Source organism: Shewanella glacialipiscicola (assembly GCF_023283485.1).
In the GTDB taxonomy this organism is placed as follows: Bacteria; Pseudomonadota; Gammaproteobacteria; order Enterobacterales; family Shewanellaceae; genus Shewanella; species Shewanella glacialipiscicola.
In genome coordinates this window covers 68112-91739 of sequence record NZ_JAKILU010000001.1, presented here as the reverse complement: position 1 = coordinate 91739, position 23628 = coordinate 68112, and the positions used below count along the sequence as shown (strand labels likewise).

General features: G+C 44.5%; 20 protein-coding genes and 1 tRNA gene. 5 read left to right on the top strand and 16 right to left on the bottom strand.

The features are described from left to right. Nucleotides 1–15: 15 nt before the first annotated feature. From L2717_RS00385 to L2717_RS00375, 3 genes are all read right to left on the bottom strand, one after another. The gene (locus L2717_RS00385; RefSeq protein ID WP_220773987.1) at nucleotides 16–852 is read right to left on the bottom strand and encodes a tyrosine-type recombinase/integrase; all 837 of its coding nucleotides are present in this window, start codon (nucleotides 850–852) and stop codon (nucleotides 16–18) included. A gap of 197 nt (nucleotides 853–1049) precedes the next feature. Beyond that, nucleotides 1050–1126 (bottom strand) — tRNA-Pro (locus L2717_RS00380). Nucleotides 1127–1369: 243 nt separating this feature from the next. Beyond that, nucleotides 1370–2848, bottom strand: a complete 1479-nt coding sequence (locus L2717_RS00375; protein WP_220773986.1) for an alpha/beta hydrolase — start codon at nucleotides 2846–2848, stop codon at nucleotides 1370–1372. 171 nt (nucleotides 2849–3019) lie between these two features. Between L2717_RS00375 and L2717_RS00370 the strand changes: the two genes are divergently transcribed. Further along, nucleotides 3020–3508 carry a DUF6942 family protein gene (locus tag L2717_RS00370; RefSeq protein WP_220773985.1) on the top strand — a complete coding sequence of 163 codons (489 nt, stop codon included), beginning with the start codon at nucleotides 3020–3022 and terminating at the stop codon, nucleotides 3506–3508. A 95-nt stretch (nucleotides 3509–3603) separates the two neighbouring features. Here L2717_RS00370 and nadE read toward each other — a convergent pair whose 3' ends face one another. From nadE to dapA, 10 genes are all read right to left on the bottom strand, one after another. Beyond that, nucleotides 3604–4434 (bottom strand): NAD(+) synthase, encoded by an 831-nt coding sequence (nadE, locus tag L2717_RS00365; RefSeq protein ID WP_220773989.1) that lies wholly within the window; start codon nucleotides 4432–4434, stop codon nucleotides 3604–3606. Nucleotides 4435–4620: 186 nt separating this feature from the next. Continuing rightward, entirely contained in the window at nucleotides 4621–5925 is a 1305-nt protein-coding gene (locus L2717_RS00360) for an inosine/guanosine kinase (RefSeq protein ID WP_220773984.1), read from the bottom strand. 163 nt (nucleotides 5926–6088) lie between these two features. Continuing rightward, a complete protein-coding gene (gene hemH / locus L2717_RS00355) occupies nucleotides 6089–7093 on the bottom strand; it encodes a ferrochelatase (protein ID WP_220773983.1) in 1005 nt (334 codons plus the stop codon). 109 nt (nucleotides 7094–7202) lie between these two features. Next, on the bottom strand, nucleotides 7203–7847 hold the full coding sequence (gene adk / locus L2717_RS00350) for an adenylate kinase (protein WP_220773982.1): 645 nt from the start codon (nucleotides 7845–7847) through the stop codon (nucleotides 7203–7205). A gap of 140 nt (nucleotides 7848–7987) precedes the next feature. After that, the gene (locus L2717_RS00345; RefSeq protein WP_220773981.1) at nucleotides 7988–8851 is read right to left on the bottom strand and encodes a co-chaperone YbbN; all 864 of its coding nucleotides are present in this window, start codon (nucleotides 8849–8851) and stop codon (nucleotides 7988–7990) included. A 128-nt stretch (nucleotides 8852–8979) separates the two neighbouring features. Then, nucleotides 8980–10893 carry a molecular chaperone HtpG gene (gene htpG / locus L2717_RS00340; protein ID WP_220773980.1) on the bottom strand — a complete coding sequence of 638 codons (1914 nt, stop codon included), beginning with the start codon at nucleotides 10891–10893 and terminating at the stop codon, nucleotides 8980–8982. A gap of 181 nt (nucleotides 10894–11074) precedes the next feature. Beyond that, nucleotides 11075–14170, bottom strand: a complete 3096-nt coding sequence (locus L2717_RS00335) for an efflux RND transporter permease subunit (RefSeq protein WP_220773979.1) — start codon at nucleotides 14168–14170, stop codon at nucleotides 11075–11077. Next, on the bottom strand, nucleotides 14167–15249 hold the full coding sequence (locus L2717_RS00330; protein WP_220773978.1) for an efflux RND transporter periplasmic adaptor subunit: 1083 nt from the start codon (nucleotides 15247–15249) through the stop codon (nucleotides 14167–14169). Before L2717_RS00330 ends, L2717_RS00335 begins: the two co-directional genes overlap by 4 nt. Before the next feature lie 204 nt (nucleotides 15250–15453). Beyond that, nucleotides 15454–16551 carry an NlpB/DapX family lipoprotein gene (gene bamC, locus L2717_RS00325; protein WP_248937942.1) on the bottom strand — a complete coding sequence of 366 codons (1098 nt, stop codon included), beginning with the start codon at nucleotides 16549–16551 and terminating at the stop codon, nucleotides 15454–15456. A 3-nt stretch (nucleotides 16552–16554) separates the two neighbouring features. Beyond that, nucleotides 16555–17439, bottom strand: coding sequence for a 4-hydroxy-tetrahydrodipicolinate synthase (dapA, locus tag L2717_RS00320; RefSeq protein ID WP_076499567.1), 885 nt, complete (start codon nucleotides 17437–17439; stop codon nucleotides 16555–16557). Nucleotides 17440–17610: 171 nt separating this feature from the next. Here dapA and L2717_RS00315 point away from each other — a divergent pair, with 171 nt between their 5' ends. After that, nucleotides 17611–18162, top strand: a complete 552-nt coding sequence (locus L2717_RS00315) for a glycine cleavage system transcriptional repressor (RefSeq protein ID WP_248937941.1) — start codon at nucleotides 17611–17613, stop codon at nucleotides 18160–18162. 3 nt (nucleotides 18163–18165) lie between these two features. Then, complete coding sequence (gene bcp / locus L2717_RS00310) at nucleotides 18166–18633, top strand: thioredoxin-dependent thiol peroxidase (RefSeq protein ID WP_220775036.1); 468 nt, start codon at nucleotides 18166–18168, stop codon at nucleotides 18631–18633. Between the two features lie 249 nt (nucleotides 18634–18882). On the opposite strand, the gene hda is transcribed toward bcp, so the two are convergent. Together hda and L2717_RS00300 are read right to left on the bottom strand one after the other, a co-directional pair. Then, nucleotides 18883–19593: a DnaA inactivator Hda gene (hda, locus tag L2717_RS00305; RefSeq protein WP_220775198.1), complete on the bottom strand. Its 711-nt coding sequence runs from the start codon at nucleotides 19591–19593 to the stop codon at nucleotides 18883–18885. Nucleotides 19594–19658: 65 nt separating this feature from the next. Beyond that, nucleotides 19659–20750, bottom strand: coding sequence for a DUF2066 domain-containing protein (locus L2717_RS00300; protein WP_248937961.1), 1092 nt, complete (start codon nucleotides 20748–20750; stop codon nucleotides 19659–19661). A 217-nt stretch (nucleotides 20751–20967) separates the two neighbouring features. Between L2717_RS00300 and L2717_RS00295 the strand changes: the two genes are divergently transcribed. After that, nucleotides 20968–22206: a uracil-xanthine permease family protein gene (locus L2717_RS00295; RefSeq protein WP_220775030.1), complete on the top strand. Its 1239-nt coding sequence runs from the start codon at nucleotides 20968–20970 to the stop codon at nucleotides 22204–22206. Between the two features lie 165 nt (nucleotides 22207–22371). Here L2717_RS00295 and grxD read toward each other — a convergent pair whose 3' ends face one another. Continuing rightward, the gene (gene grxD / locus L2717_RS00290) at nucleotides 22372–22704 is read right to left on the bottom strand and encodes a Grx4 family monothiol glutaredoxin (protein ID WP_220775031.1); all 333 of its coding nucleotides are present in this window, start codon (nucleotides 22702–22704) and stop codon (nucleotides 22372–22374) included. 213 nt (nucleotides 22705–22917) lie between these two features. On the opposite strand from grxD, the gene sodB reads away from it, so the two are divergent. Continuing rightward, the gene (gene sodB, locus L2717_RS00285) at nucleotides 22918–23502 is read left to right on the top strand and encodes a superoxide dismutase [Fe] (protein WP_076499554.1); all 585 of its coding nucleotides are present in this window, start codon (nucleotides 22918–22920) and stop codon (nucleotides 23500–23502) included. Nucleotides 23503–23628: the final 126 nt, after the last annotated feature.

Sequence of the window (23628 nt, the reverse complement as noted above, 5' to 3'; positions counted from 1 at the left end):
CCTTAACATGGATCACTAATCCATTAAGTGAGCAAGTCCACTAGCATCTAACTTTACATAACGCTGCAACATTCTGATGTCCTGATGACCTGAAATTTTAGCCACAATAACATGATCTATTCCCTGTGAGATCAACTTGCTCAGCTTGTAATGCCTTAGGCTGTGAACCACGCATAAAGGGCATCCCGCTTTATCAGCAGCGATTCTAAACTGTCTGGTCACATGATCAGCTTCAATATCGAATAGCTTGTTTTTGCCTCGATTAATCGCTTCATTTAAGATCACACAGGCTTTTTTACTCAGTGGCACAACCCTATCTAAGCCATTCTTAGTATTACGTAAATAGATGGTTCGTTGATGAAGGTTTACATCTTGAACCGTCAGTTTGAGTATTTCACTGCGTCTACAGGCAGTTTCAGCAAGTAGTTCAATGATGGGTTTTACATGGAGCGGTAATAAATCAATGATTTGCTTTAGTTGAAAATCAGTAGGGATAAACTCTCTTACCGTGTTATCTACAGGTAGGCGTACATGCTTGAAATGATCATCTAATCGCATGCCTAAATCACGTCTGTACCAGTTCCAGCAGCGCTGTAAGGCACAAACGTCACGCTTTGCTGATGATGGTTTAACTTTGGTCAATCGCTTGTCTATGAAGCTCCTGATAAGCTCTGGCGTTAGGTCTATCAAGCGATATGAACCCAACTCCGTTTTTAAGCGCTTATATCGGTACTGCTCAGAATTAACAAAGGCCTTTTGGTATTGCGCTGCATGGCGGATGTAATAATCAATAGCCTGTGAAATTGAGCTATGTAAATGAGGTGCTGTATTGCTTGAATTTTGCGCATTCATGCACTGTTCCTTTTGAGTCTGCCAAAGTGACAGTGGAGAAGCAGTTTATTTCAGCGAGTGATGAGGATGTTTCAGTGAGTTCTACCGCAGCCCGGTAGTGCAGGAGCAAAACTTTATGTTTTGCGATTCAAGAGCTTGCCTCTTGCTGGCATCGTCAGGCATAAAAAAACCAGCAATTAAGCTGGTTCTTATGAATTTGGTCGGTATGAGAGGATTCGAACCTCCGACCCCTGACACCCCATGACAGTGCGCTACCGGGCTGCGCTACATACCGAAATTGTTAAGTGCATTGAGATAGCAGCTAATATTTAACTTGCTGTAACTTAGCATGTTTTATCGCTAAATTAATCTCTATCACTTGTCACTTAAGATACTATTTGTGGGGTTAACCTTAAGTGAACCAGAACTGTAGCAATTGCCTTGCAACTGCGCAAGAGATTCATGACATCTCTTTGATTAACTGCTTAGTTTCTGGCCTGTGTGATAAATATTTATTCAATATGGGGAGTAAAATAAGCTACTGCATCTGAGCGAGCCGATATTCATCAACCCGTTCTAGCAAATAGGGGAAGAAAGGGTTCCATTTTTGTCGCAACATTTCAGATGCTGGCACACTATATAACCCTCGCTCTCCACGCGAAGCGGCCGCGCCGATTTGAATTCGACGATGATCTGATTTGATAACAGCGCCATAGAGACCATCTTCTATACCAAATGGCAGTGCCACATGGGACAAAGAGTACACGCCCGCAGGCCAAAACAAATCGAGTGTTTGGACTTGTTTATTATTTTGCGTAAGCCATTCACCTTGTTGGTTTAGACCAAAGCCGCGCGCTTGTACTTGTGTGGAGTCATGGCTGACATTTTCAACCACGGTGCCACGATAATGTAGCTGCTCACTGTTGATGCTATGCTGCAAAAAAGTCAGAGGATCATTGCTGATCAGTTTGACATTAATATCGAGTCGATTCATATCAAACAGCACCAGTTCATGACCTTTATCTGGCAACAACTGATAAAGATTATCAACCACTGCCAAGGAGGACACGGTGGCATCAACGACAGACTGAAACGTCAGTATCGATGGAATTTGCATGCGTTGCGCCGCAGTTAGTTCTGCTAACATCCCTTGATTACGCAGCGCCAATTGATACACCACATCCCCAGCATTAACCGCAAAAGAGTTATATTTGAAGGGATCGTATTCAACTTGAAGACTGTTCCATTGTAATTTATCCAGCTCCAGCAATCGGCCTATCCAGCTTTGCCAGCGGGCAACCGCGGCTATCGGTGCGAGGCCTATCGCAGGAGAGATAAAAATCATCCCAGTATAATCTGCGGCTTTATCTTGGCGGACACGCTCTAATTCATGATTAAGCGCTACAGCAGCGCCCGTCGAAAAGCCGACAACAAATAGCGGTTTACCTTTAAGTGCTTGGCGCATATGCGCGGTGGCTAAATCCACCGCGGCAGCAAGATCCTGCCAATACAGTTCAGTTAATCCGCTAGGAATAGTGCCATGCCCTGGTAATCTTAGCCCTAGTACGTGAGCTTTACCCTTAAAATGCGCCGCCACATTGGATAAGGCATAAGGCGAATCGGACATACCGTGGAGCAGTAATACTCCAAATTCTGCATTTGCCACAGGCCATTCAAAACTACGATTCCAATTTTGTGACCAATGAGCAGGGTCTGACAAACTATGCTTAACGTAGCGATTCACAGGAGAAAATTCACTAACCGGAATTTTTTGTACCACTTTGCGCTCAACTTCGGCGAATAATTGCTCTTCTAATGCTAAATACTCACTAAAGTGGGTCAGTTGAGTATCATAATGAAACTCATTTTTTAGCTCAACGGTGTGCCAAAGAGACAGTTCAGGGCGCGCATTAAGAAAATAAACGCCTGTTACGAGTAACGCCAACACTATGCCAATACTCGCGTACACCGCGGCTAAAAATACGTGTTTTGTCGAGCCTATGATGATGGCCTTCATAGCGGTCCTTCAAATAGAATAAAATGAGTCATTCGATAAAACGGTTAGATAAAGAGAACTTTCAAAACATTTACCACAATACATAAAACTGTTATCAACCGGCTCAACACATTACAAAAAATAAGGTTAACATAGGTTTCCCCTTCATTTGGATTAGATAATTAAAACAACATGATAATCGGTCATCCGCAAAGCCAATTCGCCTACTATTTGCCTACCCCACCACTGATACCTGACGCTTGGCATTACAGTCAAGTAGAAGCTATCGCGGCGCTAATCGCCCTCAACGGTAATCATTGGCGTAAAATATTCACTATTATGGCAAAAATTAGCCTAACTGAGGGTGATTGGCGTCATTACCGCGACCAAACATTACTAAAACATAATGAGATGATCTGCATCGGCGGCACAGAGTTGATTGCAAGCGCTAAGATTCATATTGTTGCGGGACAAATGGCCGCCCATCGTTTAGGGCTCTCTTTAGCGACAACCGATTACACCAACGCTGTACAGCTGCTATCAATACAAAATAAATCAATTACCTTCATTAAGCTCCCGACACACCCTGCACAGTATTGCCTATTCACGCCCTATCTTGATTATCGCCAATACCCGAATCAGCTCATTGAACTCACTCGCCAGCAAATAATGACACTATAATCGACTATGCTAGCGCATCCACAGCATGAAATTTCAGTCAATAAAAAGCCCTCGCGAAAAATTCAAACGAGTGCTGATTGAGTGACAGCAAAATATTAATCGTAAATGGTGGGGATAGGTCGGCGTTTATGCTGTGTTGCCTTATAAATACCGATTAACTTATCCTCGACCGCTTTACCGACATCTTTGCCTTCAAGGAAATCATCGATTTGTGCATAGGTTAACCCCAGTGCAACTTCGTCCTCTAGTAACGGTTTATTGTCTTCTAAATCCGCAGTAGGCGCTTTATTTACTAAGATGTCATCCGCCCCAAGATAGGCGGTAAGTTTACGAACTTGGCGTTTATTCAAGCCAAATAAAGGCGCTAAATCACAAGCGCCATCACCCCACTTCGTATAAAAGCCAGTGATGTTTTCGGCGCTGTGATCAGTGCCCACCACCAGCCCGCCAACCAAACCAGCGAGTTCATACTGGGCAATCATTCGCATACGTGCTTTAGCGTTACCTTTAACAAAATCAACTTTGGCCGTATCTGGCTGTGGCAAGCCTGCCTCAGCTAACGCGGCAATCGTTGCGCTATGTATACCATCAACGCCTTGCTGTATATTAACTGTAACTAACTTAGAGGGTTGAATAAACTGGCAAGCAAGTTGCGCTTCATGCTCATCTTGCTGAATTTGATAGGGTAAACGTACCGCAATAAATTGGTATCCCCCTTGGCTATCCTCATGGTTCAAGCTATCTACCGCTAATTGACACAATCGCCCAGCAGCAGAAGAATCAACACCACCACTGATGCCTAATACCAACGTCTTGCTGCGTGCTTCTTTTAGTTTGGTTTTAATAAATGCGACACGACGTTGTACTTCAAACTCTGGCTCTATAGCCGAGAGCACTTTCATTTCTCTTAAGATTTGCGCTTTCACCGAAAATTCCACCTTAATAATCGCTGTATCAGGACTCACTTACGTTAACATTTATTCGTAACCGCCTGTAGCTAAAATTATCGATTATCCGCTTGATGATAACTTCATCGATAAAAATAAGGGCAACAACGGTGCGCCGTTATTGCCCTATTTAATAATCAATAAATAACTAAAACCGATAGATAGTTACCTACCCCAATAGGATTCTTCTAGGCTGTCTTCGCGCTCAGGTAAGCCACGGGATAAACGTGGACTATGCTGGGCTAGCACTTCATAAGCCACACGATTGGCGTACTTACACACTTGAGAGAACGACGAGTAACACAGGCCATCACGCTTATGTTTACTCGAGCCTGGTACGTTAGTTTTATGAAACGTATTAGCAGCAAGGTCATGCAATAACGCCGATAATGCGCCATCACCGGCCCCATTGGTGTTACCAATTTTTTCAGGGCCGCCCATGTAAGGTGAAATGTGTGCAAACACTTTAATCGGTGTTTCACAGTCAACCTTCAATTTAGGCCGAGAAAATTCATAACGATTAAATTCGGGGATAGCACCAGGTAATAAGGTGTGGGTGGTTTCGCGCTTCTCGGAGTCTTCAGTATAACCTGCGGTATAAAGTCCGATAGGACCAGCGGTGGTTAATACCATGTCACACCATTCTAAGGCTTTTTCACTGGCAAGCAGAGGGTCGCGAGAACCGGTTAATGCCTCACCTTCGTCCTCATTCATCGCCAAAATAGTGACATGTTCTTTGATAAAGTTTTGCCACCATTGTGGGTCTTCTTCAATCAAAAATCGGGTGCCTAATGTCAGCACTACTGGCACTTCCGCAGCTTTAGCATATTCAATAGCGCACATGGCTGCATCGGTAATACGATCACCACCGCTAGCGCGCATCAAGTACGCGGTCAACACTAAGGCTGAACTGCCTTGTATTACGTCTTTATCGATAAATTCTGGCGTCAGTTTATCCATCGCGCCTTTGCTAATGGCAAACGTGCGCTCACCACAATCAGAAATCAGCGTAAAACAGCGGCCAATAGGGCCATCGACAGGCTGTAGATAGTTAAGATCAACTTTAGAAGAGGTATTGCATAAATAGCGGTAAGCATAGCTGCCTACTTCGATATTCTGGCTCATCACCCCGAACAATACAGAACGGTCATCAGCCAGAATAGAATAATTGTGTACTGTGTTACCGATAGTGCCACCAGCAAACTCATCGCTAATCAAGCCATGAATTTTTAACTCTGTGTAGAGTCTGTGGGCTTGTTCATCATTAATCAGGGTCGAGTTACCTTTGGGCAAGCCATAGCGGCTGAGCAACTCATCTTCTACTTTTGCTTCGATATCCACTAAGGTTTGATCAATACCGCTGATATAGGTCGCAAACGGCTGAGGCTGTTGAGTCAGCTGCTCAAGCAGCGGATCTCTGGTTTTAACCGGGAAATAATGTTTTGATTTACGCTGACCGGGAAATTTCATAGTGGTTCTCTTTTCCTGGCATCCATGCTAATTGGCGTCTGGCGCGGCGATAAGACCACCCAGCATCCTAAAAATATTGAGTCTAGGCTAGCGAGACAAAAAAACCACCCTTTAGCCGGAAGGGCGCAAATTCTACCACAAAATCAGCTTGAAGCCAGTGCCATTATACCCAAGAGAGAGCTTGTTCTTGGATTAATTGCCGTAGTAATTCAATGTGTAACTCATCATCGTTCAAACAAGGAATAAACCGGTAGTCGCTGCCACCTGCAGCTAAAAAGGTTTCTTTAGCGCCGATGGAGATTTCCTCTAAGGTTTCGAGGCAATCGGTAGCAAAAGCAGGACAAATCACATCAACACTTTTTACCCCTTGGGCAGGTAACTCAGCCAGTAACTGATCAGCATAGGGAGTGAGCCATTGCTCGCGGCCAAAGCGCGACTGAAAACACACTTGCCATTGCGACTCATGCAGTGCAAGTTTTTGTGCTAATAGTTTTGCGGTAGTAAAACACTGCTCGCGGTAAGGATCGCCCTCTTTGACATACCGCTGCGGAATACCATGAAACGACAACAATAACTTATCGGCTTGACCATGGGTTTTCCAATGACGCGTCACGCTGTGAGCCAGTGCAGCTATATAAGCGCTGTGGTCAAAATAATCTTTATTAAAGCGAATTAGCGGTATATCGCGTACGGTTTTAAGATAACTTGCGACGGCATCGAACACACTTGCCACCGTCGAACAAGAATATTGGGGATACAAAGGCAGCACTATGATGCGCTCAGCCCCTTGGGCCTTTAAGCGCTCAAATCCGGTATCGATGGAGGGATTACCATAACTCATACCGAGCTCAACAGGAATAGTCTGGTTAAAGGTTGCACTTAAGTCCACGGTGAGTTTTTGTGCTTGACGCTCACTAATCACCATCAAGGGCGAACCCTCTGACGTCCACACGCTTTGATAGAGTTTCGCGACTTTAGCGGGGCGAGTGTTAAGGATAATGCCGTTCAGTAGCGGTTTCCAAATCCACGGTGATAAATCAACGACACGCGGATCGCTTAAAAACTGCCTTAAAAATCGTTTAACAGCTTTAGGGCTCGGTTCATCAGGTGTGCCAAGGTTTACCAATAACACACCAAAAGCAGGAGAAGGATTCAACGTTAGGCTCATCGTCAGTAAAGTTAACTGGAGGCTAACATTGAGATGCGCATAAAAAAAGCCTGCATTGGCAGGCTTTTTTTAATATGAGAACTGGTTCTCGTAAATTAACCTTTTTAGGTTATTTCAACACACTTGCAAGCTGTTTACTCACGGTCGCAACCGACTGAGTACCGTCAAACTTGTGGTATTGCGTCTTACCTGCTGCAGCCACTTTACCGTAGTATTCGACCAGCGGCTTAGTTTGCTCGTGGTAAATAGCCAGACGTTTGCGTACTGTGCTTTCTTCGTCATCTGGACGAATCGCCAAATCGTCGCCCGTCACGTCGTCTTTACCTTCCACTTTAGGTGGATTAAAGACCACATGGTACACACGGCCTGAACCTGGATGCACACGACGGCCGCTCATACGCTTAACGATTTCTTCGTCTGGCACATCAATTTCAATCACGTGATCAATGCTAATACCGTTTGCCGTCATCGCATCCGCTTGCGGAATAGTACGTGGGAAACCGTCTAACAAGAAACCTTTAACACAGTCTTCCTGTGCGATACGCTCTTTAACCAGACCGATGATCAAATCATCAGAAACCAGTTGACCAGCATCCATCACTTTCTTTGCTTCCAAACCCAGTGGTGTACCGGCTTTTACCGCGGCACGTAACATATCACCCGTTGAAATTTGTGGGATACCGTACTGTTCCATAATGAACTGGGCCTGGGTACCTTTACCGGCGCCTGGGGCACCTAGTAGGATAATGCGCATCTGAAAAGTCCTCTTTTCGCATTGATATTCTTCTTAGGACAGCGATATTCGCACATCTAACCGCTATTGAGAAGGGTTTTAGCTTCGACTTTAGCCTCAGAAAGCGCAAATAGATGCGACTTTCACCGCTATTTTTATCATTAATAGAGCAAGGTATAAAGCTTACGTCGGTATTGACTTGCAATAGGATTACCTTGCCCAAGTGCGGTTAATATTTCCATAAACACTTGTTTTACTGCGCCATTTTCAGCATCTAAATCTTTACTGAGCACAGAAAATAGCATTGCTAATGCTTCATCTTCACGGTGAGCACTATGCAATGCTTTACTCAGTTCGAGTAATAACACTAAATTAGTTGGATTTTGCTCGAATCTCTGCTGTAAATCACGAATTTCTGGGGTGTCTGCCGCATCTAAGGCAAGCGCCAGTTTAGCTTTCAAACTCTGGTAATAACCGTCTTGGTCGGCTAACCCTACTTTTTCAAGCATGGTTTGCGCTAACACCAATTCGCCCTGCATTAAATATATATCAGCAAGCACTAAGCTCACTTCACCCGCTTGATTTGAACCCAAATGAGCTTCTTTTAACAATACGGTGGCGGTAGCAAGATCCTCTGCACTGACTTGGCTCAAAGCGAGTAACTCTTTAGCTTGGGCCAATTGTAACTGCCACATGGGCGGCAAATGTTTATCGAGCATTGCCATCACTTGCGCGCTATCTTGTACCCCCGCAAAGCCATCAATAGGTTGACCTTTATCCAATACTAATGTGGTAGGCAAGCTCTGGATGCGAAAGTAATTGGCGATTTCTAATTCAGCTTCACAGTCGACTTTTGCCAGCACAAATCGACCTGCATTTTGCGTGGCGATTTGCTCTAAGGTGCGTAGCATAGCCACGCTATCTTCTTGCGGCTGCGCCCAAAATGCTAACACCACGATTTGTTGCATCGAGGCATCAACCACTTGCTGAATGTTGTCTTTAGTCAGGCTGAGGATATGATCCATAGTATTCCCTTAGTGCTTAAGGCCTTTATCATACACAAACGTATTTATGACAGGCTAGACTCTTAATTACATCTTACTGCCATTAAAACAATATCGGGGCCATTCTAAAAGAAGGCCCCGATATTTATTTACTTCATGTTAGCCAGTAACATTTGGTTCATCAGCTTAATAAAGGCCGATGGATCTACTAGGCTACCTTTTTCAGACAATTGCGCCTGTTGCAGCAACAGATTTGACCAATCGGTGAAGGCCGCCTCATCTTGAAGATCATTTAGGCGCGACACTAATGGATGCGCTGGGTTGATCTCAAACGTTGGCTTCACTTCTGGTACGCTCTGACCTGCAGCTTGCATCAGCTTGATCATTTGCGTCGACATTTCGCCGTCACCCGCCACCACACAAGCAGGAGTATCCGTTAAGCGTGACGTCACTTTCACATCAGCAACTGTCGAGCCTAACGCCGCTTTAATGCGTTCAATTAAGGCTACTGATTCTTGCTCAAGCTTTTCTTGCGCTTCTTTCTCAGATGCATCTTCCAGCTCACCTAGCTCTAAATCACCACGGGTTACTGAGTGCAGTTGTTTATCTTTGTACTCAGCTAAGTGATTAATTAGCCACTCGTCGATACGTTCTGACATCAGTAAAACTTCGATATCTTTTTTGCGTAGCAACTCTAAATGTGGGCTGTTTGCCGCAGCTTCATGGCTGTCGGCCACAATGTAATAAATCTTAGTTTGCCCTTCTTTCATGCGGCTGATGTAGTCATCAAGTGACACTGTCGGTGCAGCGCTGCCAGTATGAGTCGAAGCAAAACGTAATAAGCCAGCAATACGTTCACGGTTTGCGAAATCTTCCGCAGGGCCTTCTTTTAGTACTTGGCCGAATTCAGCCCAGAACTGTTGATATTTTTCTGCATCGTCTTTTGCCAGTTTTTCCAGCATGCCAAGCACACGTTTAGTGATACCAGTACGCATTGCTTTAGTTACGTGGTTATCCTGCAGAATTTCGCGGGATACGTTCAACGGCAAATCATTTGAGTCAATCAAACCCTGCACAAAACGCAGGTAAGATGGCATAAATTGCTCGGCGTCATCCATAATGAATACGCGCTGTACAAACAATTTTAGGCCGTGTTTACGATCGCGATTCCACATATCCCAAGGCGCTTTAGCGGGAATATACAATAAGCTGGTGTATTCTTGCTTACCTTCTACACGATTGTGGCTCCACATCAGCGCATCGGTGTAATCGTGGGAAATGTGCTTGTAAAACTCTTGATACTCTTCATCACTGATGTCGGCTTTATTACGCATCCACAAAGCTGTAGCCTTGTTCATGACTTTCCAAGAATCTTCAGTTGCTGGAATTTTTTCGCCATCAGCACCATCACTCTCTGGCGTGCCTTCTTGCCACATTTCAACTGGTACAGAGATATGATCTGAGTATTTAGTAATGATTGAACGCAGGCGCCAATCATCAGCAAACTCTTTTTCTTCATCACGTAAGTGCAAAGTGATTTCAGTACCACGAGTCGCCTTAGTGATGTTTTCAACAGTGAAGTTACCCTCACCTTCTGATTCCCACAATACCGCTTCATCGGCCTTATGACCGGCAGCGCGAGTGCGAACGGTGACTTTTTTAGCCACGATAAAGGCTGAATAAAAACCGACACCAAACTGGCCGATTAACTGTGAATCCTTTGAAGATTCGCCAGATAAATTTTTAAAGAAATCTGCAGTGCCTGATTTTGCAATGGTGCCTAAATGCTCAATCACGCCGTCACGGGTCATACCCACACCGTTATCTTCGATGGTAACAGTACCTTTTTCTTTATCGGCACTGATACGAACTCGTAGTTCACCATCACCTTCGTATAGAGCGTCATTGGTCAGCGCAAGATAACGCAGCTTATCCACTGCATCGGCGGCGTTGGAGACCAATTCACGCAAGAAAATTTCTTTGTTGGAATACAAAGAATGGATCATCAGATGCAACAGCTGTTTGACTTCAGTTTGAAAACCATGAGTTTCTTGTTGTGACATGAAAGTTTCCCTCATTTATTACGCAATTAGGCAAAGTAACGCTTAGTGGTTACTTAAATGGGGCTCCAAATTGACATTTCAAGGGTAAGGGGTAAAACGAGGTTCAAATGGCGAAAAATAAGGCGCTTGATGAGTATCAAGCGCCTTATTTCATTACTTTAACCTGAACTTGGGATGAACATTAATCCTCAGCTAATTCCTTTTCTAACTGTTGAGCTATGGCTTCAGGCGATCCGCTGTTACGGGCGAACAGTCCGTAAGCGGCGGGGATCACGAAGATAGTGAATAGGGTTGCCAATAAAATCCCTGACAACACCACCACACCAATCACAAAGCGGGTTTCAGCACCCGCGCCTGCGGCCATGACCAGAGGCACAGCGCCAGCGGCGGTGGTGATACCTGTCATAAGAATAGGTCGTAAGCGCTGCGCTGAGGCTTGAATAATGGCTTTATCAAATTCAACGCCTTTATCGCGCAATTGGTTGGCAAACTCGACAATCAAGATGCCGTTTTTAGCCGCCAATCCGACCAACATAATAATACCTATCTGACTGTAAATATTAAGACTTTGCCCTGTGAACCACAAACCAGCCAAGGCACCCACTGTGGCCAGTGGTACTGTAAGCATAATCACCATAGGGTGAATGTAACTCTCGAACTGCGCCGCTAAAACTAAGAATACAATCCCCAGCGCCAGCAAGAACACAAAATACATAGAGCTACCCGACTCTTGGTAATCGAGGGACTGGCCCTTGTAGCTTATCACTGCTTCGGCGGGCAAATAGGCGCGCGCCAATTGGTTCATATGATCAAGGGCTTCACCAAGGCTATAACCGTCTTCTAAACTGGCTTCAATGGTAATAGCCCGCATACGGTTGTAACGATTGAGCGAACTGGCATCGGCAAACTCTTCCACCGTCACTAGGTTTGATAGCGGGATAAGTTCTTGACTGCGCTCAGAACGCACATAAATATTTTGCAGATCGGCGGCGGTATTTTGATTATCACGCTCACCCTCAATGATGACATCATATTCTTCACCATCACGCATAAAGGTCGTGACTAAGCGTGAACCGAGCATGGACTCTAACGTACGGCCAATATTTGAAATCGATACACCAAGACTTGCGGCTCTATCCCTATCGATCACCACTCTAAGCTGAGGCTTAGTTTCTTTATAGTCGTGATCTAAACCCAATAACTTGGGATTCTCCGCTGCCTTTTGCATCATGATATCGCGCCAACGGGCCAGTTCTTCGTAACTGGGGCCGCCAATCACAAACTGTACAGGTTTAGCCACACCGCGGCCAAAGGCTTGGCGCATCACAGGAAACGCTTGTACTCCGGCAAGATTAGCAAGACGTTTATTGATATCGGTTATCACCTCTTTGACTGGACGACGCTGTCCCCAGTCCTCAAGCACAATAACTGCCATACCATTTGAAAAGTCAACCGAGCGCCCAAAACCGCGAGGGGCACGAATGAGCAAGCGTTTAATATCACCCGTTTCGACCAGTGGCATCAAGCGGTTCTCTACTTCGTTCATGTAGGATTCGATGTATTCGTAACTCGCGCCCTGCGGGCCGTTAACCATCAAAAATAACGAGCCTCTATCTTCCTGCGGCGCAAATTCCTGCGGTACTTTTTGCACTAAATAAGCACTACATCCTAACGCGACTAACACCAGAAGCGACATTAATAACGGATGAGCCATGGCAGACTTTAAGGATAATTGATAACGGTTCGATATCTTGGTCATGATGCCATCGACCTTACGTACCAACCATGAATCCTGCGAGCTTGGCTTGAGTAACTTAGAGCACATCATCGGCGTGAGTGTTAGTGCTACCACGCTTGAAAACAACACTGCGGCACTCATGGTTACAGCAAACTCTTTGAATAACTTACCTAAGTCTCCCTCTAAGAAACTAATCGGCATAAATACCGCCACCAATACTAAGGTGGTCGCGATAACTGCAAAGGCAACTTCACGCGCGCCTAGAAAAGCGGCTTTAAGCGGCGAGTCGCCTTCTTCAATACGCCTATGGATATTTTCTAGCATAACAATCGCATCATCGACCACCATACCGATGGCAAGGATCATCGCCAATAACGTTAAGAGGTTGATGGTATAGCCAAGTGCATACAATACGATAAACGTGCCGAGTAAGGACACTGGCACAGTGATCGCGGGGATCAACATGGCGCGCACACTGCCAAGGAACAGATAAATCACAATAATCACGAGGACCATAGCGGTGAACAGGGTTTGGTAGACCTCTTTAATCGAGGCTTCAATAAATATTGAACTATCGTAGCTGCGCTTTATCGACATGCCAGCAGGTAAAGTGGGATTAATTTTATCGACCAACGCATTCACCGCGCGGGCGACTTCTAAGGTATTAGCCGTTGACTGTTTGGACACGCCTAAACCAATCATGGCCTCTTTGTTTCCGCGGAACATAATCCGCTCTTCTTCAGAGCCAATTTCTACCCGCGCCACATCGCCCAATTTAACTAAGTAACCATCTTCACCTTGAGTGATCACTAAGTTAGCAAAATCTTCAGCGGTGCGGTAACCGCGCTCAAGCCTTACAGTAAACTGGCGCTCTTTTGATTCTATTGAACCGGCGGGTAACTCGACGTTTTCAGCTCGCAGCGCAGCTTCTACATCGGCAACGGTTAAGCTGCGAGACGCTAAAGCCTGTCTGTCAAGCCAAACGCGCATAGCATACACTTTACCGCCACCAATCCGCATCCGCGCCACACCATCAACAACAGAGAAGCGGTCCGACAAATAGCGGTTGGTATAATCTGTCAACTCTAAGGTGGTCATTTTATCTGACACCAAATTGAGCCACATGATCACTTCATCGCCGCCATTGGCTTTTTGCACTTCTGGGGGATCGGCCTCCTCGGGCAAATTGTCGAGTAAACCGGAAATACGATCACGTATATCGTTAGCCGCATCTTCAATATTACGACTAATATCAAACTCTAAGGTTACCGATGAACGGCCATCACTGCTCGATGAGCTCACATGGCGAATACCTTCGACGCCGCTGATCCTGTCTTCTATCAATTGGGTTATTCGACTTTCGACCACAGCAGCACTGGCACCGCGATAGTTAGTGTCGATAGACACCACCGGCGGATCAATGTTTGGGTATTCACGTAGCGGTAATTTACCGAAAGATACTAGACCAAAAGCCACCAGCAACAAGCTGATTACCGAGGCAAATACGGGCCGCTTTACCGAGAGATCTGTCAGTATCATACCCTTGGCTCCGTGCTCGTATCCGCAAGATAACTAAACTTTTCAGCAAACTCCGTTTGCACTTTATCCCCGGGATGGACTTTTAGTAGACCACGAATAACCACATTTTCGCCCAAGACTAAACCGTCTAATATTTCTACCCAACCACGGGTACGAATGCCAATAGTCACTTGTTTGCGTTCAATCACCTTGTCGGCATTAACACTATAAACATAGTGACTATTTTGAATCGGGATAATGGCGGACTCTGGCAACATCAAGGCTTCGCGGCTACGTTTGATAAGTTTCACCTTCATCAACATACCCGGTAATAAACGCAGTTCAGGATTGGGAATTTCAGCGCGGACAATTACAGTGCGCGTCGTTGGGTTCACGCGGCTATCAATCGATGTCACGACTCCCTTAAAAATGACATCAGGAAACGCGACCGCTTTGGCTTCAACATCTTTTCCCGGTGCCAAGTCTTGAATAAAACGCTCTGGCACTGAAAAGTCGAGTTTAATCTTAGAGATGTCATCAAGTGTTGTGATCACAGTCCCGGGAGAAACCAAACTACCTACGCTAATTTGTCGTAACCCTAAACGACCATTAAAGGGCGCCAAAATAGTCCGATCATTGAGTGAAGCTTGCGCCTGTTCAAGCTCAGCGCGGGTAGTATCAATTAACGTTTGTAATCTGTCGCGCTCTAACTCTGCCACCGTGCGACTTGTCACTAATGAGCTAATTCGGGCGAATTCACGTTGGTTATCGCTGACTTTAACTTGCGCGGCTTTCACTTTTGCGATTTGCTCAGCGTTCTGCAATTGAACGAGCAATGTGCCCTTTTTCACTATGTCGCCATCATCAAACTTAAGTGCGGTGACTATATCGGTCACTTTAGGCGTAATCGTCACCGACTCAAAGGCCTTATTGGTGCCAATAGCTTCGACTTCATCACGAATGGGTGCCATGGCTGTTGTCGCTATGACCACATTGGGCATAATTTTTACCTGGGCCGTCGCGACCTCTTGCGGTTGCAAGGCTTGGTATCCAAACCAGGCCGCTACCACTAGGGTGATTAGTATCATTATTTTTTTCATCGGGCTTCCAGAAAGGACTCGCATAGTTAACGACTAGTTTACTCACTCACATCATCGCAGCAATACGTTTTACTTTTTCTTACAAATTACATTGTTATCGCTGAAGGGATCACTAAGACCCTATTGGGTTAAATAAACCGCAAAAAACTCAAAAATGGCCAATAAAAAAGGGCGATAATTCGCCCTTTTAGATGATGAATAATATTAACGTAGTTTACGTTCTTCTTTCATAAGGTTTGACAGTGACTTATATACATTAGTGACTATTTCATCACTCAATGGTTTATCTTCACCATCACGTAAGAAGATTTTGGTTTCTTCAGGCGTATCACCATCTTCAAGCAGTAAACGATAATTGCCTTCTTTCAGCGCTAGCTTATCTTCGCCCCACAAGGAACTCCAGAAACCTGAGTTATCGTCAAACTTGATAAAATACAATCCTTTACTACTGTCCATATCGGCAATTTCAAAGCCCATTTCTGGCAGCACAATACGCAGACGATCCCACACTTGCTTATAGGGGGCTTTAGCAGACCAGTATGCTTTGCCGTCTTCCGGTGTAACCAGATCGACATTAATACCTAAGGTTTGTTTCAAACGATTAGCTTGAATCGATTGTTCGCGCTTAATACTGATATACGCAATAGCACTGTTGAGCATATCAATCGTATATCTTTGTTTATCTTCACCGTTTAACAATACTTTTTGCGCTTTATCGTCAAAAAATTCTTCGTGTTCAACTAAATGAATAACGATATTCGCGGTGCGACCATGCGGACGCGCTTCAACATCAAAACGATAACGCTGGCGAAGTAGATAAACGTTATCAGAACCCCACATGCTCGATTCGATCACTTCACGGCTTTCGATCCAATCGGTTTCTATCGTGCCTTTATCAAAATCACGACTGCGAATGGCAATGCCTTTTTGCACAAAGAAGCCATCTAAGTTGGTGAAGAGTTCTTGTTTCAAATCAACACTATTATCAATGGACTCAATCACGATTTTAATATTATCGCTGCCCTCTTCCACACGAGTACCCTCTGCCATCGGCAGTACTTGCAGTGGTGGACGAATATCTAAATCTTTACCATACAGCGTGGCATTGGCTTTAGACCCTAACGCAGGCACATCGAATTCTTTATTGTAGGGCGGTGTTTTTAATCCTGCGGGGATTTTAAGCAAAGGCGTTTGCTCAGCCTGAACATAGTCTTCACTACCGTTTGCTTGGCGACGCTCAAGTGGTGAACTGCACGCTGCAACAGCAGCAACTAAGATCAGTGGAGTGACTTTCTTTAACATTAATTATTTAACCTCTATCTGGGCACGAGTCATTGCTTCTATCAACAGACCATGACATTGCTCAGAAAGTTCAGTCAAAGGTAAACGAATATGGCCACATTTAATCAAACCCATGCGATGGGCTGCCCATTTTACGGGGATTGGATTGGCTTCACAAAAGAGTGTGCTATATAAACCGCGCAGCGGCGTGTCTATCGTAAGAGCAAGCTCAGCGTTGCCCGCAAGTGCGGCATCACACATTGCTTTAAAAGCTTTTGGCGCGATGTTATTCGCCACTGAGATAACGCCGTTACCACCCAAGAGTAAAAATTCTCTGGCAGTGGCATCATCGCCGCTGTACAGCATAAAGTCATCACCGCACAATTCGCGCAGGCGTTTGACACGGGATAAGTCACCGGTTGCTTCTTTAACGCCAATAATGTTGCTAACGCTGACTAACTCGGCAACGGTTTCTGGCAACATATCAACAGCAGTACGGCCTGGTACATTATAAAGAATTTGTGGAATATCTGTGCTGGCAGCCACAGCTTTATAATGCGCAATCAACCCTTTAGGGGTTGGCTTATTATAATATGGCGTGACGCCAAGCATAGCGGCGACACCCACCTTAGATAAGGACTTGGTGAGCTCAACGGCTTCAGATGTGGCATTAGCACCATTGCCACCAATAACCGGAATTCGGCCTGCTGCAAATTTAACAGTTTGTGAAACCACCGTTACATGCTCAGACATAGGCAGAGTCGCTGACTCGCCTGTGGTACCAACGGCTACAATGGCATCTGTACCTTGGTCAATATGGAATTCGACTAACTTTTCAAGACTTGCAAAATCTACTGAGCCATCACTGTTCATTGGCGTGATTAAGGCTACGATGCTTCCGTTTATCATCTGACTTTCCCCAAGATTTCAGGATTTGCTATGGTACTGATGCCAACCATTAATGACAAGCATTAACGGGGCTCTCAAATTGAATTAGTTATGGTAGCATTACATCCCGCACAAAAACTCAACTTTAACCCTGAGTTTTCGCTCTATGATATCGAAAAGTGAGGAGAATTCATGACCAATTTCCTGGTCGTAACAGCAATGGGGCTCGACCGTCCTGGGCTCGTAGGTAGACTAGCTCGGCTTGCCAGTGACTGTGACTGCGATATCGTCGACAGCCGAATGGCATTATTTGGTAACGAATTTACCCTAATTATGATGTTATCAGGCTCGTGGGTATCTATAACTAAAATAGAAAGCATGCTCCCAAGCCTTGGTGTCGAATTAGAACTGATGACAGTAATGAAGCGTACCTCTAAACATACGCCACAAAATTACCTCTCTCGCCTTGAAGTATGCTTCACAGGTAAAGACCAACGCGGCACCATTAAACGTATCACGCAATTCTTGGCTGACAGATCATTAGATCTCGCAGCAGTCCGCTCCTACTCTGAAGAACTTCCTGATGGTGAGCAGACTCAAAATGTGTCATTAACCATTAATATTCCTGAAAAAGTTGAACTAGAAAAGCTTGAACAGAGTATCTATCAACTCGCCCAAGATATGACCTTAAATTGTATTATTCGTCGTATGGAAGGCACCGCAATATTAGAGGATAGAGGATAAAAGATGAACACCTTAACTGCAGGGGCCAAAGCGCCTCAATTCACCCTTAAAGATCAGCATGGCAACTCAGTTTCATTGGCTGATAGCCTTAAGCAAGGCCCTGTTTTAGTGTACTTTTACCCGAAAGCATCCACTCCGGGGTGTACAGTACAAGCCTGCGGATTACGTGATAGCAAAGCTGCACTTGATAACCATAATGTGACTGTATTAGGCATTAGCCCAGATCCTGTGGCTAAACTGGCAAAGTTTGCTGAAAAACAAGCGCTCAACTTTGCCTTACTCAGTGATGAAGACCACAGCGTTGCCGATGCTTTTGGAGTTTGGGGTGAGAAAACCTTCATGGGCAAAACCTATGACGGCATCCACAGATTAAGTTTCCTTATCAATACTGACGGCACTATCGCCCATGTGTTTGATAAGTTTAAAACCAAAGATCACCATGAAGTTGTACTCGCGAAAATTGCAGGTTAATTGATTAAGTGTAATAACCAAATATGCTAATTTTATCGATTATCCGATTTGAAGTTGTATAACAGTGGCACATCAACTTGATTCACTTGAATAAATAATCAGCAATTGATAACGACAAAGGCTCTAAAATAGAGCCTTTTTTATGAAAAAATTTCATGTTGCCATAAATAAAAAGCCCGTCTGCATTCAGCATAACGGGCTTTATATTATTGACTGTTCCATATCGGTTAGAACAAAACTATCACTCACTTAAAGATGTAATGTCTCTTTAGCAAAGGGGATAGTAAGCTTACGCTGATGTACTAACGAGGCTTTGTCTAATTTGTCCAATACATCAAACAAGGTGCGTAAATCCCGCGCCATACGGTTCAGTAAAAAACGCCCGACGTCTTCAGGTAATTGCAGCCCACGCATGGCCGCGCGGCGTTGTAGTGCGGCAAGTTTTTCATCATCCGCCATAGGCTGCAGTTGATAATTAAGCCCCCATTGCATGCGTGAGACAAGATCGGGTAGCAGAAATCCCGCATCAATCGGTGATGAACAGCCACTGACCACTAAGGCACAATTTTTATGTTCTGCCACTCGATTATAAAGATCAAAAATCGCTTCTTCCCATACGGGATGGCCAGCGATCGCGTCAACATCATCAATACACACTAAATCTAGCTGCTCTAAACCTTCCAACAAGGCTGTTGAAATACTGGCATGTATGCCTAAGGGGATATAAAAACTACGGCGGTCGACTTCATTGGCATGGGCGCAAGCGGCGTGCATTAAATGCGTTCGGCCAGATTTGACTGGTCCCCAGAAATAAATAGCAGCTTCACCATGCCCTTCTGCACTGGCTCTTAGTTTTTGAATAAGCTCATCATTACCCGAAGCCGGATAATAACTATTAAAGGTTTCGTCATCTGGCAAATGCACAGGTAGCGAGAGTTGTAGAGGTGAGTTTAATGGCACTCGGTCTTCTCAATTCAAATTAACACAAGGCAGTGCTAAGTAAACTTAGCACTGCCAATAATATTCTAGGGTAAACGCCACTCATAAACCGGTTTACCCGCTTTATTTGCGACTGGACTAAACTCGCCTGCACTCACAGGGGCGACCACAGAAATACGCGGCTCTAAACTCAACAAACGTTCTAAATCGGTTTCTGAACCAAACAAATCTAATGAGAATGTCGCGGTATGACCTTTGATATGCGTTAACGTGGCATTTTTAACTGCACTGAGCTGTTTTAAATACTTTTCAACTTCCACTAATTGCGCCATTTTTTGTATGTTTACAAAGGTAACACTCGCCCCTTGCTGCGCGCCCGTATCAGCAATGGCATATTTGGTAAAATAATATTCCCCTAGCGCCGCCATCATAGCTGTCAATGCCTGGGGCGAACTCTCAGCAGTGCCGTTAAAGGTAAATATAGGTGGCGTTAAAGAATCAACCGTCGCCTTATTATATAAATTTAAACGATAACGAACTTGATTACCTACGGCATCAATCGCCACTAATGCCAGAAAATCAGCTTGATAACGGCCAGAGACACTGGCCACAATATCGGCAAACATGCCCTTAATATCGTTAGGATTAATGCCCATAAGCTCGTCAAGATCGAGAATTGGTAATAGCACAGGAATACCGCGGGCATCGGAAAAATCACTAAATTGTTTACGTTCAGCTAAGGTCGACGAATCACTTAAAATGATAGTGTCCCCCTCTCCAGGCATCGCCACCCAAAACAATGTTAGAGGACGCTGAGTTCCCCATACCGGTAATTGCGCTTGGCGCAGCAAAGCCACAATGCGACGGTGTTCAAAACTGGCCGTTAACAACAACTGACCATTTTGTTCAATATAGCCATATTGGCTCAACAAGGTATCAGGATTACGAAGTTGAGACTGAATAAGACTATTATTTAAAGAACGTGCCGTACCGGTATTTTTGATAATCACTTGCTCAAGCGCACTCTTTAAGGCTTTGTCACGTTCAGCAACCGCCCGAGAAGACACAGGCACATTGGCCTCATCTAATTTACTCACCTCAACAGCGTTAACGCTATGAAGTGTGGATAGACAATATAGAAATGCAATTAAGCTCGACTTCAGTAGGAATTTCAGCATTTTTTGAATAGTTGAAGTAACGTCAGATAACGTAAATTGTACCATAGTTAACGCCTTAAGCGAGTCTTGACAAAATTTAGCCCTATTTCCATGCCTGATAGGGTATTGAAAAACCAAACAGTGATCCGAGTCGGTAAAGCAGATTATTTTCCACTGCTCAAATCCCAACAAACTGTTATCATCTCGCGGTTTACCCTAAAATTAATGAGAATAATAAATGAGACGACTTGCTATCCCCCTACAGGGCGCACAAATGCTGTTTGTAGCCTTTGGTGCCTTAGTATTAATGCCGCTACTGACAGGACTTGATACCAGTGTGGCATTATTTACCGCGGGTATTGGTACCCTATTATTTCAATTGATCACTAAGCGACAAGTACCTATTTTTCTTGCTTCTTCCTTCGCTTTTATCGCCCCTATATTGTATGGCGTGCAAACTTGGGGCATTCCCTCAACGATGGGCGGCATTATGGCGGCAGGTGTGGTTTACGTCATGCTCGGCGCATTGGTTAAAGTGCGCGGCACTGAGTTTATTCATAGACTATTACCGCCAGTGGTTGTCGGCCCGGTAATTATTATTATCGGTTTAGGTTTGGCACCAGTGGCAGTGAATATGGCTTTAGGTAAAAGTGGGGATGGTAGTGTGACCTTAGTTGCCACAAATATAGCCTTATTTATTTCACTTGCATCACTGTGCACCACTATCGCTGTGGCTATTTTTGCCAAGGGTTTATTAAAAGTAATGCCGATTTTAGCTGGCATTATAGTAGGTTATGGCCTGAGTCTCGCTTTTGGCATTGTTGATTTTGCCGTTGTGACTACTGCAAGTTGGATTGCCATACCTAAATTTGTCACCCCAGAACTAAATTGGTATGCCATCGCTTTTATGATCCCTGTTGCTATAGCACCTGCGGTTGAACACATTGGCGATATTCTGGCGATATCAAATGTTGCTGGTAAAGATTTTATGAAAAAACCAGGCTTACACCGTACTCTGACAGGCGATGGGATTGCGACCATCGCGGCGGCGGCCTTTGGCGGCCCACCAAACACGACTTATTCTGAAGTGACGGGAGCCGTCACATTAACCCGTAATTTCGACCCTAAAATTATGACTTGGACCGCAATTACCGCCATCACTTTAGCCTTTGTTGGCAAACTAGGCGCGCTGATGCAAACTATTCCAGTGCCTGTAATGGGCGGCATTATGTGTTTACTATTTGGCTCCATTGCGGCAGTAGGATTAAGCACATTAATTCGCAATCAGGTTGATTTATCCGAACCGCGTAACTTGAGTATTGTCGGTGTTACTTTAGTATTTGGTATCGGCGGTATGGCATTTGGCATCGGTTCGTTTAGCCTAACGGGTATCAGTTTATGCGGCATTGTGGCTATTGTAATGAACTTAATATTACCCGCGACTAAAGAGCATGCGCACGATACGCCATCGCACTAATAGTCTGCTTAATGGGATATAGGTTTAATAGAATATTGATTGCGCTGATGATTAAAACGAACAAAATACAACGGTTTTTCTCAAGTAATCATCAACTGATATTACCAACAAAAAAGCCGCTACGATTCAATCGTAGCGGCTTTTTTATCAACAATAAGCTAGCGCTTATTCTTCAGTTTTACTCTTAGCGGCTGCAGCTGTAATCAGTGGTTGTAACTCGCCTTTTTGGAACATTTCCACGATGATATCGCAGCCACCAATCAGCTCGCCTTCGATCCACAATTGTGGAAAAGTCGGCCAGTTAGCAAACTTAGGTAATTCTGCGCGAATGTCTGGATGCTGAAGAATATCCACGAATGCAAACTGTTCACCACAGTTAATCATGATCTGGGCGACCTGTGACGAGAAGCCACAGCTCGGTAACTTAGGAGAACCTTTCATATAAACAATGATTGGGTTTTCGGTGATCTGCTGTTTAATTTTCTCTACTGTTTCCATTTTGATTCCTAAGTAGGGTGACATTGACACAATAGCACTATTGTACGACAGCTAGACACAGAACAAAATCCCATAGTTTGTAAGGTTATGCCAACATTTGTTTTTTCGATGCCGCTATCGAGTAAACAATGATTCACATCACAAATTTTATCGGTACAATAGTCACAGTGAGCACGTTTAAAAACGATAACCTAAGACCATGGAGAGATACTAATGGCTTTCGAATTACCCGCATTACCATATGCAAAGAACGCACTAGAACCACACATTTCTCAAGAAACCATTGAATACCACTACGGCAAGCATCACAACACTTATGTTGTTAAGCTAAACGGCTTAATCGAAGGAACTGATTTTGCAGGTAAATCTTTAGAAGATATCATCAAAACTTCTACAGGTGGCGTATTCAACAACGCAGCTCAAGTGTGGAACCACACTTTCTACTGGAACTGCCTAGCACCTAATGCTGGCGGAGAGCCAACAGGCCCAGTTGCTGATGCGATTAAAGCTGCATTTGGCTCATTCGATGCCTTCAAAGCACAATTTACTGATTCAGCAGTAAACAACTTCGGTAGCGCTTGGACATGGTTAGTGAAAAAAGCCGATGGTACTGTTGCTATCGTTAACACTAGCAATGCAGCAACACCACTGACTGACAGCACAGTAACGCCAATCATGACAGTTGACGTGTGGGAACACGCTTACTACATCGATTACCGCAACGTGCGTCCTGACTACCTTGCCCACTTCTGGCAGCTAGTTAACTGGGACTTTGTGAATAAAAACTTCACAGCTTAATTTATTTATCTTCATTAAATAAACCCAGAAAAAGAGCCCTCGCGGCTCTTTTTTTATACATTGCGCTCGCCACCCGCCATTTATTACATTCAATTCAGCTTACAAATAACAAGTGCAATAATTGCG